Genomic DNA, 18,271 nt, shown 5'->3' on the forward strand with positions numbered 1-18,271 from the left:
AAAATAAAATGACCTTCGATAAAAGTGCAGAAAAACCCTTCAAGGGTTCTCTTTCCAGATCATAGATCAAATGAATCATGTACTAAACCCTTCATATTTCTAGATATTAGACTCTAGACTATAGATCTTGAATCTCCTCCAAATTTAAAAAAGGGAGCCTTTTTAGGTCTCTTTGCTTGTGATTGAAAACCCGCGCGGCTTTACACTAAAACCCGCGCGGCTTTGTTATTAAACCCGCGCGGCTTTGTTGTCGAACCCGCGCGGGTTTTGGATCGTTCATTTCTGGATAGATCTGCAGCAAGAAACTACTTGAAGAGACATTCAAAATCGAACGCAGGTTAGTACAACAAATAGGAGCAGCATGAAGCCAATTGCAACACTCATCAATAGACAGGCATAAGATGACTTGTGTCAAGACAGCTACAGGTCATCGTGAATACAAAAAAAGCCTCATACATACCGTATGAGGCTTTTTGAATTCTTTGATGGGTTAATTGTGGAGCCGGAGGGAATCGAACCCTCGTCCAGATAAGGTCATATTGGACCCTCTACATGCTTAGTTGTCACTTGGTGTCTCGTAGGAGGGCTGGTGGACAACAACCTACCTTTCCTACCAGTTACTTTAGCTTCGCTATCGGTTAGCAACTTTGCCTCAAGCTAGTCTTGCGATATGACACCTCTTGATCCTGCTTGCAAGACGAAAGCCTGGAGAGATGTGTCTGTCCCGATTCTTAACCGGGATTAATAATCTTAGCTATCAGCTAAAATTAAGCAGCCATGGCGTAATTAGATTCGCCAAATATAGTTTGAGTAAATTGATCACGTGTGTTTACTCACCACCCGACATGCAAGCACAATATTCACACTTACTGTCAATACCGGTCGGCCCCATTTCAAAGATCATTGTCCTCTCTCACCGAGAGGGCTGCAAAACTACATATTTACAGTTTAGCATCAGGTATGATGACGGTAGATATTGCATGAATGTTTTGTAGCAACCTGATTATTGGATCGAAATGACTGTCTACTGACATCTATCACCCCACACATACCATGCTGAAGCAAACGAGCATGTGCTGGTCTAGGGCGTGCAAAGGTTAGTCCAATACTTTGATTACTACATTGTTGGAAATGGGCGCGCTGATGCACGAGAGAATCATGTTTTGATCAATCTCTTCATCAGTCAACACATTGCCCTCCCGCATATAGACTTTGCCAGAGAGACAGGTCGCTTTGCAACTACCACAGATACCATCCTTGCACACAAAGGGAATCCTGACACCATGATCCAAGGCCGCATCCAAAATACTCTTGCTAGCCTTGACGGTGACTCTACTCTCTTTGCCTTCGTACAGTAGTTTGATTTCGCGATTTTGAACCAGCACCCCTCCTGTTTGCGTATCGCCTATGTTGGATTGTGCAGCATATCGCTCCACATAAATATTTGACACAGGGACACCTGCCAATTTCAACCCTTCCATGGCCTCAATCATCATCCCGGTAGGGCCACAGACATAGCAGTAGGTATAACCAAAGGGAAATTTAGGTACCAGTTTCAAGAGCTGTGGAATCTGATTGCGCTCCACCCTACCCTTGTAGCATTCTTTGTTGCTACCGGGGTCTTCTAGGATGTATATCAAATTGAGTCGATCTTGATAATCAAACTTGATATCCTTCAGTTCCTCGTTGTAGATAATGGATTCCTCGTCTCTATTTCCATAAAAGAGCGACACCATACTCTTGGGCTCCAGGTTCAAAATGGTTTTCAATATAGACATCAGAGGCGCGATACCACTCCCCCCTCCAAACAGCATGATATGTCTTTTGATTTCTGGGTCTGGTGTGATCTTAAATTCACCCTGAGGATGTAGCACCTTGATTTTGTCCCCCTCCTTGACAGAGTGAAACAGGTGACTCGACACTTTGCCATCCTGTACATTTTTGACCGTAATACTGATGTCTCTTTCTATTTCAGGTGCGCTATTCAGCGAAAAACAACGTCTCTCGATCGTGCCATCGATACTGACCAGCACCGTCAAATACTGACCTGCAGAGTATTTGAGTTTCCAAAAAATAGGCTGCTTGAAATAAATACTAATGGCATCAGGTGTTTCCTTGACTACTTTGATGACCTTTAGATTTGATATCCTCTCCATTCCTTCTTCATTTTATCATTCCAGCTCTATAAAAGTAAAATATTTTTTACAATACAAACTGCATAAAGCATTACTTGTACATGAAATAATTCACTTACAAGTAATGCACATACGTTGGGTTAATGTCTGGGCAATCATTTCGTCACGCTTGCATGAAAGCAAGCATAACGAGGGCATAGGCAACTAGCATAATAACAACTTTTGTTTTTGATTTATCCATGACAGTAAAGGTTTATTCATATAGTATAGTTTAATTTTTTTCGTGTTTTATGCTGCTTTAGCAGCTGCTTTCATGGTAGAGGACAGTACAGTGTAGACTGTAACCCAAGCATCTTTCAATTCATTGTTCCACCTCTCTCCTAGCCCCGTTTCCAATGTGTACAACAATGCTGCAGCTACTGTGTCGTAATGTTCATCCTTGACTCCATACCCCACATGTCTCCTTCCAAGATCTTGGACTACTGGCACCAGTGTATCAAGCCTATCCAATCCCTTGACCGCTGCGGCCAGCATAGCCATGAGTTTCTTGCCTTGTTCGGTGATATCTCCCTTGAACAAGGGTCTGAGTTCTGGATCCAGCTCAAAAAGCTTGGTATAAAATATCTCTGCCGCCTTGTCAGCTATGGGTGCTACCAAGGCAAATGATTCTTGAACAAGCTGTTTTTCAGAAAGGGTAATCGGAGTGGGAATAGCTTCCTTCTTCCCAAAGATTGATTTTAAAAAGTTCATAGGTTAGGATGTTAAAAGTTAAAACTCGCTACAGATTCAAGCAACATTTCAGACAGTTTCAGTCATTCCATGCTCTTCTAACTATCACTTGAGGTTGAAGTTTTAGATCAAAACAAAGGTATAGGTAGTCCTCAATTGTTCATAGAACATATACCATACAGCCAATTGCTTTTTGTCAGTTATCAATAAGAATGAATAAGTAAAAGTGCCTTTAGGGTGAAACTAAAAGACTTTCACCACAGATATACTCCTTGCTACTCCCACAAAAAAAGTTATATTTGCGACCACTTATCGAGAAAGACCGAGGGACAGGGCCCGAAGACGTCTTGGCAACCTATCCATAGCCGCAATATTGGATGTTGTGCCAACTCCCTTTCTGTACTTTTCAGGTACACAGATAAAGATAGGTAATCGACGAAATTCTTTCTGGGTAAGTAGTTTAATACTATAGATATGAACATTAGAGATATTCTAAAAGATAGAATATTGGTATTGGATGGAGCCATGGGGACCATGATCCAACGCTATCAATTGCAAGAAGAGGACTTTAGAAATGAAGAATTGAAAAACCATGATGTACCGCTAAAGGGCAACAACGACTTACTCTCAGTCACCAAACCAGAAGTCATCAAAGCAATCCATGCCGCCTACTTCGAAGCAGGTGCAGACATCGTAGAGACAAACACCTTTGGCAGTACCTGGGTAGCACAAGCGGATTACAAACTGGAGGATTGGGTCTATCGAATCAATTTTGAATCTGCTAAAATCGCCAGAGAAGTAGCAGACGAATTCACCGCCAAAGAACCCAACAAACCAAGGTTTGTAGCAGGCTCCATGGGGCCAACTAACCGACTGGCATCCATGTCTCCGGATGTAAACAATCCTGGATACAGAGCCATCACCTATGACCAGCTTTTGGAGGCGTTCAAGGAGCAAGCCAAGGCCCTATTAGATGGCGGAGCAGATTTGCTGTTGGTAGAGACCATCACCGATACACTGAACTCCAAAGCCGCACTCATGGCTATCGATCAGATCGCTGAAGAACGAGGCATCCAGATTCCGATCATGGTATCAGGCACCATTACAGATGCCAGTGGCAGAATCCTATCAGGACAAAACACGGAGGCATTTTTGATCTCGGTTTCCCACTTGGATCTGTTGAGCATCGGTTTGAACTGTGCCTTAGGTGCAAGGGAATTAAAACCCTACTTGGCTACACTGTCCAATAAATCTAATTTCAACATCTCTGCACACCCAAATGCTGGTCTACCCAACGAGTTTGGACAATACGATGAGACTCCAGAAGACATGGTCAGTCAAATCAAAGAATTCCTAGACGATGGCTTGATCAACATCATCGGCGGATGCTGTGGCACAACCCCCGATCACATCAAAGCAATTGCCGAGCTAGCAGCGAAGTATGAGCCGAGGGAAGTAAACAGTCGACAGTCGACAGTCAACTGATGATCTATTTCCAAAAATAGTTGAGATGGGATTCAAATTTGAGAATTTAAAAGTTTGGCAAGACGCTATCAATTTGTCCAGCGAAGTTCATTTAATGACTTTGACATGGACAAAAGAAGAGCGTTACATTCTAACTTCTCAAATCAAAAGAGCATCAGACTCTATCTCATTGAATATTTCAGAAGGGAGTACTGGACAATCTAATGCTGAGTTTATTCGCTTTTTGAGGTATGCAAACAGATCTGCTCTTGAAGTAATCACTTGCTTATATCTTGCTAAAAACAGAGATTTGATCCATGAAGACCAATTCAAATCTTTGTATGATCAAACCGAAACGCTTGTCATAAAAATTCAAGCACTTATTAAATCAATGAATCAAAACAGTTGACAGAAAACTGTCGACCGTAGACTATAAAACTATGGACTATATCATTCATCCAGACTACCCAGGCAAGTACAAATACAAGTGGCATGATTATGAGCCGATGAAGCTCAGCGGTTTGGAGCCTCTTGTTGTGACGCCAGATTTGAACTTCATCAATGTAGGTGAGCGAACCAACGTGACTGGTTCTAGGATGTTCCTAAGATTGATCAAAGAAGAGAAGTTTGAAGAAGCCCTCGCTGTAGCCCGCAACCAAGTCGAAGGTGGCGCACAGATCATCGATGTAAACATGGACGAAGGGATGCTAGATGGTGCTGAGACCATGACCAACTTCCTACACCTGATGGCCTCAGAACCAGACATTGCCCGAATCCCCGTCATGATCGACTCCTCCAAGTGGGAAATCATCGAGGCAGGTCTCAAGTGTACACAAGGCAAGTCTGTAGTCAACTCCATCAGTCTCAAGGTCGGTGAGGAAGAATTTATCCGTCAGGCCAAACTCGTCAAGCAATATGGTGCAGCAGTGATCGTGATGGCCTTTGACGAAGAGGGTCAGGCAGACAACTACGAACGCAGAGTAGAAATTGTCAAGCGTTCGTATGAGCTGATGGTCGGACCCAAAATCAATTTCAAGCCACAAGACATTATTTTCGATCTCAATATCTTCCCTGTTGCGACTGGGATGGAAGAGCATCGCAAAAATGCTTTGGACTTCTTCAAAGCCACTCGTTGGGTAAGAGAAAATCTACCCGCAGCGCATGTAAGTGGCGGTGTGAGCAATGTTTCATTTTCATTCAGAGGCAATGACCCGGTCAGAGAAGCCATGCACTCTGCCTTTCTCTACCATGCCATCGGTCAAGGCATGGACATGGGTATCGTCAATCCAGCCATGTTGGAAGTGTACGACGACATCCCAAAAGACCTTTTGGAACATGTAGAAGATGTGCTCTTGGATCGTCGAGATGACGCCACGGAGCGCTTGTTGGACTTTGCCGAATCCTTCGTAGGAGAAGGCAAGGCTGAAAAGAAAACAGACGAATGGCGCCAATTGCCAGTCGAAAAAAGAATCGAACACGCACTGGTCAAAGGAATCGTAGAATTCATAGATGCAGACACTGAAGAAGTCCGTCAAAAGGTAGACAGGCCTCTGCATGTCATCGAGGGACCACTCATGGACGGCATGAATGTCGTCGGAGACTTGTTTGGAGAAGGAAAAATGTTCTTACCACAAGTCGTAAAGAGTGCACGCGTGATGAAAAAAGCCGTGGCTTACCTCATGCCATTTCTAGAAGCTGACAAGGTAGAGGGCGATGCACAAAATGCAGGGACTGTTCTGCTCGCTACTGTCAAAGGTGACGTGCATGACATTGGCAAAAACATCGTAGGGGTCGTCATGGCCTGCAACAACTATGAAATCGTCGATATGGGTGTCATGGTACCCAACGAAAAGATCTTGGCGAAAGCCAAAGAAATCAATGCTGACATCATAGGACTCAGTGGGTTGATCACGCCATCACTGGACGAGATGGTAGATTTTGCCAAGCTATTGGAGAAAGACGGTGCTAAGTACCCCCTACTCATCGGCGGGGCTACTACTTCGAGAATCCATACAGCAGTCAAGATAGACCCTTGCTACAGTGGTCCCGTTGTACACGTACTGGATGCATCTCGAAGCGTACCTGTGGCTGGTGATTTGTTGAACCAAAACAAAGAAGCCTTTGTCAACAAGACCAAGCAAGAATACCTCGAAGCAAGAGAAAATCATGCGGGGAGAACCAAAGACAAGAACTACATCAAATTTGAAGAGGCAAAAGCCAATAAGTTTGAATTGAACTGGGCAGAGGAAAACATCATCCAACCCAAATTCATCGGCAACAAAACTTTCAACAATTTCCCTCTGGAGGAAATCAGAAAGTTCATTGACTGGACACCCTTTTTCCAGACATGGATGCTCAAAGGCAAATTCCCGAAAATATTGCAAGATGAAGTGATCGGCATGGAAGCCACCAAACTCTACAATGACGCCAACAAAATGCTGGATGACGTCATCGCCAAGAGAAGCCTACAAGCCAATGCTGTCATAGGCATCTACCAAGCCAACAATGTCAACGGCGAAGATGTATCGGTATCTGATGCCTCGGGACGAGACTTGGCGACCTTCCATTTTTTGCGTCAGCAGGGCAAAAAGGGCAAAAACATCCCGAATCTCTCCTTGGCGGATTTCATCGCACCAAAGGAAAGCGGCAGACAAGACTACATGGGTGGGTTTGCAGTCACCGCAGGTATTGGGATCGAAAAATTGATCGAAAAGTATGACAAGGATCATGACGACTACAACTCCATCATGATCAAGGCACTGGCAGATCGTCTGGCAGAGGCATTTGCAGAGCTCATGCACCTCAAAGTCCGCAAGGAACTATGGGGCTATGCAGCAGACGAAACTCTAGAAAATGACGCATTGATTTCGGAGAAATACAAAGGTATCCGACCTGCACCAGGCTATCCAGCTTGTCCAGACCATACAGAGAAACCGATTCTGTTCAAATTGTTGAATGTCGAAAAGGAAACGGGGATCATCTTGACAGAATCTAATGCGATGTATCCTGCGTCATCCGTCAGTGGCTTCTATTTCGCCAACGAGAATTCCAAATATTTTGGCTTGGGTAAAATAGACAAAGATCAAGTAGAGGACTATGCAGAGAGAAAAGGCATGACCCTCGAACTAGCAGAAAAATGGTTGTCGCCTAATTTGGCTTATAACTAGTTGACTGGTTTTCTAGTTGGCTAGTTTAGTTAACTAGTTAAACCAGAAAACCAGCCAAACCAGCCAAACCAGAAAACTAGAAAACTAGAAAACCAGCCAAACCAAAAACAATGAGTACAGTAAAGAGATTTGAAGATTTAGATTCATGGAAAGAAGCAAGGGTATTTGTGAAGAGCATCTATCTATTCTTGGAATCAAATCACAGAATCGACAGAGATACTCAGAGTCAGCTCAGGCGAGCGGCCTTATCTATCATGAATAATATAGCAGAAGGCTTTGGAAGAAATGGAAACAAAGAGTTTATTAGATTCTTGAATATTGCGAGTGCATCAGCTGCCGAGGTGAAGAGTATTATGTATGTCATACAGGATTTAAATTACATACAGGAAGATACAGTACAAAAAATACCACGAACAGCTTGATAAAATAAGGAAACTGATTCACGGCATGATCCGATACCTTAATACTATTTAGTTCTCTAGTTTACTGGTTCTCTAGTTAACTAGTTAAACCAGTAAACCAGCAAACCAGAGAACCAGCAAACCAGAAAACCAGAAAACTAGAAAACCAGTTAAACCAGCCAAACCAGTAAACCAGAAAAAAATGAAGGTTACCGAACATATACAAAACGCCAAAGGCAAAACACTTTTTTCACTGGAGATCATCCCACCGAAAAAGGGCGAGAAAATCCAAACCATTTTTGATCACTTGGACCCTTTGATGGAGTTTAACCCTCCCTTTATAGACGTCACCTACCATAGAGAAGAGTACATCTACAAAGAACACCCTAGTGGGCTGTTAGAGAAAAAAACGACTCGCAAGAGACCAGGTACTGTTGGGATATGTGCTGCGATCAGGCATCGCTATGATGTCGATCCTGTGCCCCACATTATTTGTGGTGGATTCTCCAAAGAAGAAACGGAGAATGCACTCATTGACTTGAACTTCTTAGGTATAGACAATGTGCTAGTACTGCGAGGTGACGCCATCAAGTCAGAGGGTTCATTCGTACCGCATCCAGAAGGCAACAACTATGCACTTGACCTCTTGCACCAAGTAGATGGTCTCAACAAAGGAATCTACCTAGACGATAGTATCGACAAGCCAAGCCCAACCAGCTTCTGTATTGGAGTGGCAGGCTACCCCGAAAAGCACTTCGAAGCGCCCAACATCAAGATGGATCTCAAATACCTGAAACAAAAAGTGGATGCTGGAGCAGAGTACATTGTCACTCAGATGTTCTTTGACAACAGCAAATACTTCGAGTTCGTAGAGAGCTGCCGTGCCATGGACATCCATGTGCCGATCATTCCAGGGTTGAAACCCATCGCAACCAAAGCCCAGTCTACGATCCTTCCGAGCATCTTCCACATCGACCTACCCGAAGAACTCGGTGAGGCACTGGACAAATGCAAAGACAACCAACAAGCCAAAGAAATCGGTATCGAGTGGGGTATCAAGCAGTCCAAAGAATTGATGGAATGGGGTGTACCTGTCTTGCACTACTACTCTATGGGTAAGTCCACCAGCGTACAAAAGATCGCTGAGGCGGTGTTTTGAACGACATAGATTTTATTTTTTACAGTTTACTCGTTGATGTTTGTTCGAGTTGTAGTTTACCTCCCAATTTTAAATGGCTGATTCCTGAACGATCAATGTCCAATTTTGTAATGAGATAACCCTTCATCACAATATTTTTTGGTAGCGAGATACACTAATAGATAAAGCATCACGCACAGATATTCTATCAACCACTCATCTCATCACCTCGCTGGGAAAAGTGACAATCGATTCTACACCATCTTTACTCACTGCCGCCACTCCAAACATATAGTTATCTATCACAATGCCCTCAAGCGTAAATTCAGTGACATTTCCAACAAAACGATGCATGTCCCATGTCGGACTGGTTGTAAGTCTCCAGTAAATATTATAACCAATCACATTTTCATCCTTGGTTTTATCCCATGCCAATTTGGTGGAAGGTTCAACTATACCCCCGATCTTAACATTCTTTGGGGCATCAGGTGCCATAGCTAAAGAAGCTAAATTAATCGCGTTTACAGCAGTGATCTTACTACAATATTCAAAATTCACTCCTTCGATCACGTCACCATACTTGACCCCATTTTCTATCCTGACATCTTGATGTTGACGATTGTAATTCTCATGCGCTTCCATGATTCGCACTCCTGGGAACCCTGCATCATTGAATGGTTTATGATGTCCACCCCTTCCAAATCGATCCAACCTATATACCATCATAGGATTCATCTCTGGCATGTATGTTTGTGTTGTCTTGAAAATATATCGGGCAAGTTGTCTTGAAACACCGTCCACTTCTCCACCATAATATCTTCTTCTGTCCCTCTCCTTTTCTGTTTCTGTCACAGGTGTAGGTTCAGAAAATATCCTAAAGGTACGATTATCAATCACTCCATCTACCCCCTCAATATTACCTATCATATCATTGTTCATTATCCCAATGATATCCCAATTTTCAGCTGTTGCCTTGGCGGCCAAAATTTGGCCTCCAAACAATCCTTGTTCTTCTCCTGCAAGACCTGCATAAACTATAGTTCCAGGATATTGATGTTTGGACAGCACTCTGGCAGCTTCAATGACACCAGCCATTCCAGAGGCATTGTCATTTGCTCCTGGTGACCTATCCTTAAAATTATTCACATCCGTAACCCTAGAATCAATATCACCAGACATCATCACATAACGATCTGGATAAGTTGTCCCTCTTTGAATTGCAATTACACTAACCACATACACATCCCTGGTGATTCTTTGGTTTAGGTCCTTTTTGATAGTATCTGCAACATACATTACCTCCAAACACCCACCGCACTCGACAGAAATCTTATCAAATTCTGTTTTAATCCAGCGTCGTGCAGCTCCAATTCCTGTTTTCTTTGATACTGTATCCGACAAAGTATGTCTTGTATCAAAACTTACCAACTTCCTTATATCCTTTTCAATTCGTTCTGATGACACCTCCTCTACAATACCGTACATCCTTTGGTAGACATCCAATGATTGAGATAAAGCACAAAAACTAGATAACAACCAAAACCCTACAACCATTACATTTTTAACCATTATTCATTTCATTTTGAGTTGATCGAAAATACTAAATCATTTGAATCAATCATATAAAAACATTCATTACCACATCAATTGATCTCTTTCTTATCTCTAAATGGTCTCCAGATTTAATTCTTACTCTGCATTCAGCTCTTAATTCATCACATTTAACTCTACACATTTCTCCGATCTCATTTATATTCGTAGAACCTAAACATCCTGCAAATGAAAATTATCGAATGCCCAAGGGACGCCATGCAAGGTCTGCACGAATATGTGCCAACCGAAGACAAAATTGAATACATCAACCAACTCATCAAGGTTGGGTTCGATACGATTGATTTTGGCAGCTTTGTATCACCAAAGGCCATTCCTCAAATGCAAGACACACAGGAAGTATTGAGTCATTTGGATCTAAAAGGCAGCAATACCAAACTCCTCGCAATCATCGCCAACGAACGAGGCGCACATGATGCGATTGCCTTTCCAAGCATCAGTTACTTAGGATTCCCTCTTTCGCTCTCCGAGACCTTCCAAAGGAAAAACACTAACAAGAGTATCGTTGAAGCAATGGAGGAACTGGCCATCATCCAAAACATCTGTCTGGAGCACAACAAGACACTTGTTACTTACCTATCAATGGGGTTTGGTAATCCATATGGTGACCCATACGAGTCCAATTTGGTCCTAGATATGATCGAAAAATTAAAGCAATTAGGCATAGGCATTATCTCTCTTGCAGACACGGTAGGTGTATCTACTCCTGATAATATCAAGTCCTTGTTTCAAGTCGTGACAGCTAATTTTGAGGGTATTGAGTTTGGAGTACACCTTCACTCGGATCGTGACACTGCGATGAGTAAAATCGCTGCAGCATACAAAGCAGGCTGCAGGAGATTTGACGGTGCAATCAATGGGTTTGGTGGTTGTCCCATGGCAAACGACAAACTAGTTGGCAATATCGCTACAGAGCTCATGCTGGAATACTTTGAAGAAAGGAACGTCTCTGTCAATTACGACAAAAAAGCACTATCCAAAGCACTCAACATGGCACCAAAGGTATTTTTAGGAAGGTAATCAGATAGTCTTAGTGAGCTTGTATTGCTTGCCTGGCAGTGATTCTATCAGGCCCGAAAACTCTAGATTGAGCAATAAACTCACGGTCTGATTGATGGACAACTGGCTTTTCCAACACAGTTCATCGAGATGTAGACCTTTGGTAAAACTAGACAATACCGTAATAATCCTCTGCTCCTCTTCTGAGTAGATGGACAAATCAAAGACTGTTTGTTTTGGCTGTTTTTTCCCTGGCGTCCAGTTGAGATTGTATTCAATGTCCTTGATATCAGTATAGATCAGTGCACGCTGAGCCCTCAGCAATGCATTGCAGCCTTCAGAATATTTACTTCCCAACTCACCAGGCACTGCAAACACCTCTCTGTTATAAGAGTATGCAATATTGGCTGTGATCAAAGCCCCACCTTTGGCCGCTGCCTCCACCACAACCAGCGCATCACACATCCCTGCAATGATCCTATTGCGCGCCGGGAAATGATGGGCATCTGGTTTCACTCCTGGAGGATGCTCTGACAATATCCCCCCTTGAGCCAACATATCTTGCACGACACCTTTGTGTGCGGCTGGGTAGATCATATCCAATCCTCCAGCTAAAACCCCAACAGTTGACAGGTCGTTTTTGAGTGCTGCCTTATGCGAAGCGATATCTATTCCATAAGCCAGTCCGCTGAGAATAAGTGTATCATGCGCTTTGAGCTGCTCTACGATCTCTGCAGTCACTTGCTTGCCATAATTGGTAGCATTTCTAGTACCTACGATCCCAATGATTTTGCGATCGTTATAGACCTGTGCTCCTTTATAAAATAAAACCAAAGGTGCATCATTGACCAATTTTAGATTACTTGGATAGGCTTTGTCAAAGTATGGGATGATTTGAATAGATTGTCTTTCTGCCTGTTGGAGGCTCAATTCAGCTCTCCTGATAGCATCACTGTTGACGATGGCATCTACAACTTTACTACCGATCCCTGGGATTTTGAGCAATCTGCCTTTCGAGAGATGAAATACTGCTTTGGCTGACCCACAGTAGCTGATGAGTTGCTTGGCTAGCACATCGCCAATACCATTGGTGAATTTGAGTGCGAGTACATAGAGTCTTTCTTCCTCCATATTAGAAGATATTCAATTGTTAAAACCATCAAAATCACAACAATTAATTTCTCTGCAAATCGTCTCTTAGCTTCATGAGAAAGCTCTTGATATTCTTTAGTGATTCTATCATATCTATTCTGTCCATGGCTGCATTGACATCATTTTTGATAAAATCTCTGGCCCCATGTAGGGTATAACCTTTCACTTTCACCAAATGATAGATCAATTTTATTTTTTTGATATCGTCCTGTGTAAACTGTCGGTTCCCCTTTCTGTTCTTTTTAGGACTAATGATATCAAACTCCGTCTCCCAGAATCTAATCAAGGAAGTCGCCACACCTAGGTCATCTGCGACCTCTCCGATGGTGTAGTATCTTTTCTCTATTTCTTTTTCTTTGTAAGGCACGGTTCAGCGGTTAAGATAAGTAATTATACCTGAATCGTCAATCCTGAGGTTGCTTTCAGGGAAATCTTTTTCTGTAAGACTCTTAATTATTTTAATTGCACGATTATTCAAGTCGATCTTCGGGCCTCCTGCTCCTGGCTGGTAGGTTGGGATGATTTGTCCATACAGGAATTTTCCTTCTCCAGTTGTCTGCACTTTGATAATCGGCGCAACACCCTTAGGCCCACTCAAATTGAACCGACCATAGGTGCAAAAATTACCCAAGCTATAGGCAATAAATCGATCTTTGTACACATCTACAGCACGAGTCACGTGTGGTCCATGCCCAAAAACTACATCTGCACCATGATCGATCAACATTCTTGCAAACTCATATACATTGCCTCGATCTTCTCCGTAGAAGTATTCTCTTTCACGCGTCACATGTTGATGATCCTGACCCTCAGCACCAGCATGAAAGGACACGATAAGAATATCCACCAACGTATCCAGTTTACTCACCAAAGCTTTGGCTTGTGCAGTATCATGAATCAATATCGTCCCTGTATTGGGTGAAAAAGCAACCATCCCATATTTCATCCCCTCTCGTTCAAATATCGTGTAAGGTGCTGAAATCAAGCCTGCATAATTAATCTTCACTGAATCCAATGCCTTCATGGTATTTCTGCGACCTTCATTGCCAAAGTCCCCTGCGTGATTATTGGCGAGACTGACCACATCAAAGCCAGCATCCACCAAATTGTCGAGCATGTATTCTGGGGATCGAAACAAGTAACAAACTTTAGGATTGTTGCAAGTCTTTTGTGTCCCTCCTTCGTCTAGAATCACTCCTTCTAAATTACCAAAAGTCACATCTGCTTGTTTCAAGGTGTCAAATACTTCTGTCCAGAGATCTTTGCCTTGATTAGGAGGTAAATAACCCTTGTCAGGGAAATTGGTCCCCATCATAATATCTCCCACGCCGATGATCGATACGGTATCTTTGAGTACGCGGTACATTTCGATGGATACTTCTTCCCCCAGTGTCTCCAAGGTATCTCCCAACTGAGTCACATAATAATCGGGTTCCTGAGCAACGGTATCTGCTGCCACTGGTGGCTCAACAGGAACTGTAGATTGCGAACTACTGGGCTGTTGCACCTTACACCCCACAACAGCTATGACCAACACAAAAACACTAATGATTCTCACCATGGCTCAAAATTATATTCAGAATAAAGAAGTGGCGACTATCATAGCATGAAGTTTTCCACAATACACCAACAAAAAACCCTGACCTTTGATAATCCTCAAAAGGTCAGGGTTTTAAATTTCTTGTATAAAAGTACTTAGTAAGAACCCAAAGCTTGGTTTTCGATAGATGCAAGTCTGAGTATCTCCTCATACTCCGATGAGTTCAAATCCTTGTAGAAGAAATGCACAGGATTGATTTTCTTTCCGTCCTTGCTCACTTCATAATGACAGTGTGGTGCAGTTGATTTTCCAGAGTTGCCTACATAGCCTATGCATTCTCCTCTTTTGACTTGTTGTCCTTCTTTGACATTGAAAGCACTCATGTGCGCATACTTGGTTTCATAACCATAGCCATGATCAATCTCCACATAGCGTCCATAACCACCAAAACTAGTATGAACTTTGGAAACCACGCCATCTCCTGTTGTATATATAGGCGTTCCTTTGGGTGCAGAGAAATCAACCCCCAAGTGCATTTTCCTAGTTTTCAGAATCGGATCAGTTCTATAGCCAAAACCTGAAGAAAGTCTCTTCAACTCCTCATTGGATACAGGCTGAATAGCAGGCAGTGCTGCATAAAACGCCGCTTTGTTACTAGCCATTTCTATGAGTTCGTCATAGGACTTGGTCTGTATATACATCTGCTTTTTCAGCTTGTCAATTTTCGCATAGGCCTCCATGAGAATATCATCTCTTTCGAGTCCCTTTTCTGCAATCTCTTTGTATCGATCTGCCCCTCCCACACCTGCATTTCTGATAGAAGATGGAATTGGTTCTGCCTCGAAAATCACACGGTACACATTGTCATCTCGCTCTTGAAGAGAGGTAAGCATCTCAGAGGCACTTTTCATCTCTCCTTTGAGTAGATCGTAATAAAACAAGAGCTCTTCATTCTCCTTTTCAAGTTGTGCCACCACAGGTGATTTGAAATACTTATTGTACACAATAAACATCCCTGCCGCCAACATGAGGGAGAGAGACAGAAAGCCAAGGGCATTTAAAATAATATCCCAGGTGGAGACTTTGACACGCTCATATTTACATGATTCCGTATCGTAATAATATTTTATTCTAGCCATATTAGTTCAGAATATCTAACTTTGTGCTTCGATTTTGAGTGGTAGTCAATATTTTCGATTTACGGCTTTAAAATTTGATAAACACCTGCAATTTAATACAATTATTAAAATAAAAGAAAATCAGTATTAACAATGCTGAAACAAGACAGAATAGATGGATTCCAAAGAAATTAGAAAGCGTTTCTTAGATTTTTTCGAAAGAAAACAACACGAGATCGTACCTTCCGCCCCGCTGGTCATTCACAATGATCCCACATTGATGTTCACCAATGCTGGCATGAACCAATTCAAAGATTATTTTCTTGGCAACTCTGATCCATCTTCCAAAAGGATCGCTGACACACAGAAGTGCCTCAGAGTATCTGGTAAACACAATGATTTGGAAGAAGTGGGTCTAGACACCTACCACCACACCATGTTCGAAATGTTGGGCAACTGGTCATTTGGAGACTATTTCAAAAAAGAAGCCATCCAATGGGCTTGGGAGCTTTTGACTGTAGAGTTTGGCCTACCCAAAGACAGACTCTACGCATCCGTTTTCGGTGGAGATGAAGAAGACAACATGCCATTGGATCAAGAAGCTCTGGATCTCTGGAAAGACATCATGCCTGAAGAAAGAATTGTTTTTGGCAACAAAAAAGACAACTTCTGGGAAATGGGCGATACTGGGCCTTGTGGGCCTTGTTCGGAGATTCACATAGATTTGAGATCTGATGCAGAAGTAGCCAAAATCCCAGGCAAAGACTTGGTCAACAATGACCATCCACAAGTGGTCGAAATCTGGAATCTGGTATTCATGCAGTTCAACAGACTAGCCAACGGTTCCCTACAAAAATTACCCGCCCAACACGTAGATACAGGCATGGGTTTTGAGCGTCTGGCTATGGCGATTCAAAAGAAAACCTCCAACTACGATACAGACGTATTCACACCACTGATCAACTTCACGGCTGACAAGGCCAAAGTTCAGTATGGACAAGACGAAAAAACAGACATTGCCCTTCGAGTGATTTCGGATCACATCAGAGCCATTGCATTTACGATCGCGGATGGTCAGTTGCCATCCAACAACAAAGCAGGCTATGTCATCAGAAGAATCCTAAGAAGAGCGGTACGCTATGGCTATACTTTCTTGAATTTCAAAGAGCCATTCTTGTATGAGTTGTTACCCGTACTGGCACAGCAATTTGATGGTGTGTTTCCAGAATTGGTTTCTCAGCAAGACTTTGTCGCCAAAGTGATCAGAGAGGAAGAGTCGTCTTTCTTGCGAACACTGGACAAGGGATTAACCAAACTTGAAGTGATCAAAAACCAAGTAGAAAACACTACCAAGGTAATAGACGGCAAGGTGGCGTTCGAACTATACGACACCTACGGCTTTCCGTTTGATTTAACATCTTTGATCGCCAGAGAAAATGGTCTTTCTGTAGATGAAGCGGCCTTCAAAGAGGAAATGCAAGTCCAAAAGAACAGATCCAAGCAAGATGCTGCGACTTCCAAGGGAGACTGGATAGAAGTCAAAGCCATCGATGAAGTAGTCTTCTTAGGATATGATGCAGTCAAATCCACGGCGCAAATTTCCAAATACCGTGAGGTAGAAGAAAAAGGAAAAACTTTGTATCACATTGTATTGGATCAGACCCCATTCTATGCTGAAAGTGGCGGACAAGTGGGTGATACTGGTTTCCTAGCTGATGGAGATGAAAAAATCAGCATCATCGATACCAAAAAGGAAAACAACCTGATCATCCATTTTGCCAACCAACTACCAAGCAACTTGGAGGCAAATTTTGAAGCAGTCGTCAATACCAACAAAAGACTGTTGACCGAAAACAACCACAGTGCCACTCACCTTCTTCATGCAGCACTTAGACAAGTGCTCGGTGAACATGTGCAGCAAAAAGGTTCTTTGGTCAATGAAAAAATCTTGCGTTTCGATTTTTCACACTTTGCTAAGATGACAGATGAAGAAATCTTGAAAGTAGAAAGAATCGTCAATGCCAAAATCAGAGAAAACATTTCGCTAGACGAAAAGAGAAATGTACCTATCGAAGAGGCAAAAAAACTAGGTGCGATGGCTCTTTTTGGTGAAAAGTATGGCGATTTCGTACGGGTCATCACATTTGACAAAGCATACTCTGTAGAACTATGCGGTGGTACACACGTACCAGCGACAGGACATATTGGACAGTTCAAAATCGTTTCAGAAGGTTCTGTCGCGGCTGGTGTCCGCAGAATAGAAGCCTTGACAGCCGAATCTGCTGAAGTCTACCAATTGAAGCAAAACGAAATACTACAGCAAGTCAATGAATTGCTCAACAATCCCAAAGACACCGTGAAAGCCATTGAGTCTTTGGTCAAGGAAAAGCAAGAATTGACAAAGATGATAGAAGAGATCAATCTTGAAAAGGGTAAACAACAAAAGGAAATATTGGCTCAGAAGATTGAGAAAATCAACGCATTCAATGTGCTGATTACTGAGGCAGAACTACCCAATGCTGACACCCTCAAAAAGATCGCATTTGAATTTAAAAACGAAGTTGAGAACCTGATCCTAATTATTGCTGCTAATATTGCGGGTAAGCCACAGATTGCGGTGATGTTTTCAGACAACCTAGTCAATGAGCATCAATTGCACGCAGGCAACATGGTCAGAGATCTGGCCAAGGAGATCCAAGGCGGTGGTGGTGGTCAGCCCTTCTTTGCGACAGCAGGAGGCAATAACCTCAAAGGCTTGTCCAAAGTAGTGACAAAAGCCAAAGAATTAATCGAAAGTGTGACTAGTCATTCATAAGG

Annotated in this window: 14 protein-coding genes, 1 other RNA gene and 1 riboswitch; of the genes, 7 read left to right on the forward strand and 8 right to left on the reverse strand. The window is 42.7% G+C overall.

The window, feature by feature from the left end; all coding sequences use genetic code 11:
* Positions 1-494: 494 nt before the first annotated feature.
* The 3 genes from ssrA to N6H18_RS16065 form a co-directional block, all read right to left on the reverse strand.
* Positions 495-890, reverse strand: a transfer-messenger RNA (tmRNA) gene (gene ssrA / locus N6H18_RS16055).
* Positions 891-1,097: 207 nt separating this feature from the next.
* Entirely contained in the window at positions 1,098-2,156 is a 1,059-nt protein-coding gene (locus tag N6H18_RS16060) for a ferredoxin--NADP reductase (protein WP_262309301.1), read from the reverse strand.
* A 267-nt stretch (positions 2,157-2,423) separates the two neighbouring features.
* The gene (locus N6H18_RS16065) at positions 2,424-2,885 is read right to left on the reverse strand and encodes a globin family protein (protein WP_262309302.1); all 462 of its coding nucleotides are present in this window, start codon (positions 2,883-2,885) and stop codon (positions 2,424-2,426) included.
* A 285-nt stretch (positions 2,886-3,170) separates the two neighbouring features.
* A riboswitch (SAM riboswitch) is annotated at positions 3,171-3,295 on the forward strand.
* A 43-nt stretch (positions 3,296-3,338) separates the two neighbouring features.
* On the opposite strand from N6H18_RS16065, the gene N6H18_RS16070 reads away from it, so the two are divergent.
* From N6H18_RS16070 to metF, 5 genes are all read left to right on the forward strand, one after another.
* Complete coding sequence (locus tag N6H18_RS16070; protein ID WP_262309303.1) at positions 3,339-4,349, forward strand: homocysteine S-methyltransferase family protein; 1,011 nt, start codon at positions 3,339-3,341, stop codon at positions 4,347-4,349.
* Positions 4,350-4,374: 25 nt separating this feature from the next.
* Positions 4,375-4,737 (forward strand): four helix bundle protein, encoded by a 363-nt coding sequence (locus N6H18_RS16075; RefSeq protein ID WP_262309304.1) that lies wholly within the window; start codon positions 4,375-4,377, stop codon positions 4,735-4,737.
* A gap of 31 nt (positions 4,738-4,768) precedes the next feature.
* The gene (metH, locus tag N6H18_RS16080) at positions 4,769-7,495 is read left to right on the forward strand and encodes a methionine synthase (RefSeq protein WP_262309305.1); all 2,727 of its coding nucleotides are present in this window, start codon (positions 4,769-4,771) and stop codon (positions 7,493-7,495) included.
* A gap of 110 nt (positions 7,496-7,605) precedes the next feature.
* Positions 7,606-7,917: a four helix bundle protein gene (locus N6H18_RS16085; RefSeq protein WP_262309306.1), complete on the forward strand. Its 312-nt coding sequence runs from the start codon at positions 7,606-7,608 to the stop codon at positions 7,915-7,917.
* A gap of 181 nt (positions 7,918-8,098) precedes the next feature.
* On the forward strand, positions 8,099-9,055 hold the full coding sequence (gene metF, locus N6H18_RS16090) for a methylenetetrahydrofolate reductase [NAD(P)H] (protein ID WP_262309307.1): 957 nt from the start codon (positions 8,099-8,101) through the stop codon (positions 9,053-9,055).
* A gap of 195 nt (positions 9,056-9,250) precedes the next feature.
* Here metF and N6H18_RS16095 read toward each other — a convergent pair whose 3' ends face one another.
* Positions 9,251-10,603: a M28 family peptidase gene (locus N6H18_RS16095; protein ID WP_262309308.1), complete on the reverse strand. Its 1,353-nt coding sequence runs from the start codon at positions 10,601-10,603 to the stop codon at positions 9,251-9,253.
* A gap of 210 nt (positions 10,604-10,813) precedes the next feature.
* Between N6H18_RS16095 and N6H18_RS16100 the strand changes: the two genes are divergently transcribed.
* On the forward strand, positions 10,814-11,665 hold the full coding sequence (locus N6H18_RS16100; RefSeq protein ID WP_262309309.1) for a hydroxymethylglutaryl-CoA lyase: 852 nt from the start codon (positions 10,814-10,816) through the stop codon (positions 11,663-11,665).
* Here N6H18_RS16100 and dprA read toward each other — a convergent pair whose 3' ends face one another.
* The 4 genes from dprA to N6H18_RS16120 form a co-directional block, all read right to left on the reverse strand.
* Positions 11,666-12,775 (reverse strand): DNA-processing protein DprA, encoded by a 1,110-nt coding sequence (dprA, locus tag N6H18_RS16105; RefSeq protein ID WP_262309310.1) that lies wholly within the window; start codon positions 12,773-12,775, stop codon positions 11,666-11,668.
* A 43-nt stretch (positions 12,776-12,818) separates the two neighbouring features.
* A complete protein-coding gene (locus N6H18_RS16110) occupies positions 12,819-13,163 on the reverse strand; it encodes a MerR family transcriptional regulator (protein ID WP_262309311.1) in 345 nt (114 codons plus the stop codon).
* A 3-nt stretch (positions 13,164-13,166) separates the two neighbouring features.
* Positions 13,167-14,357, reverse strand: coding sequence for a CapA family protein (locus tag N6H18_RS16115; protein WP_262309312.1), 1,191 nt, complete (start codon positions 14,355-14,357; stop codon positions 13,167-13,169).
* Positions 14,358-14,491: 134 nt separating this feature from the next.
* Complete coding sequence (locus N6H18_RS16120) at positions 14,492-15,475, reverse strand: M23 family metallopeptidase (RefSeq protein WP_262309313.1); 984 nt, start codon at positions 15,473-15,475, stop codon at positions 14,492-14,494.
* Between the two features lie 154 nt (positions 15,476-15,629).
* On the opposite strand from N6H18_RS16120, the gene alaS reads away from it, so the two are divergent.
* Positions 15,630-18,269 carry an alanine--tRNA ligase gene (gene alaS, locus N6H18_RS16125; protein ID WP_262309314.1) on the forward strand — a complete coding sequence of 880 codons (2,640 nt, stop codon included), beginning with the start codon at positions 15,630-15,632 and terminating at the stop codon, positions 18,267-18,269.
* Positions 18,270-18,271 lie beyond the last annotated feature (2 nt).

It is taken from the genome of Reichenbachiella agarivorans (assembly GCF_025502585.1).
GTDB lineage: Bacteria > Bacteroidota > Bacteroidia > Cytophagales > Cyclobacteriaceae > Reichenbachiella > Reichenbachiella agarivorans.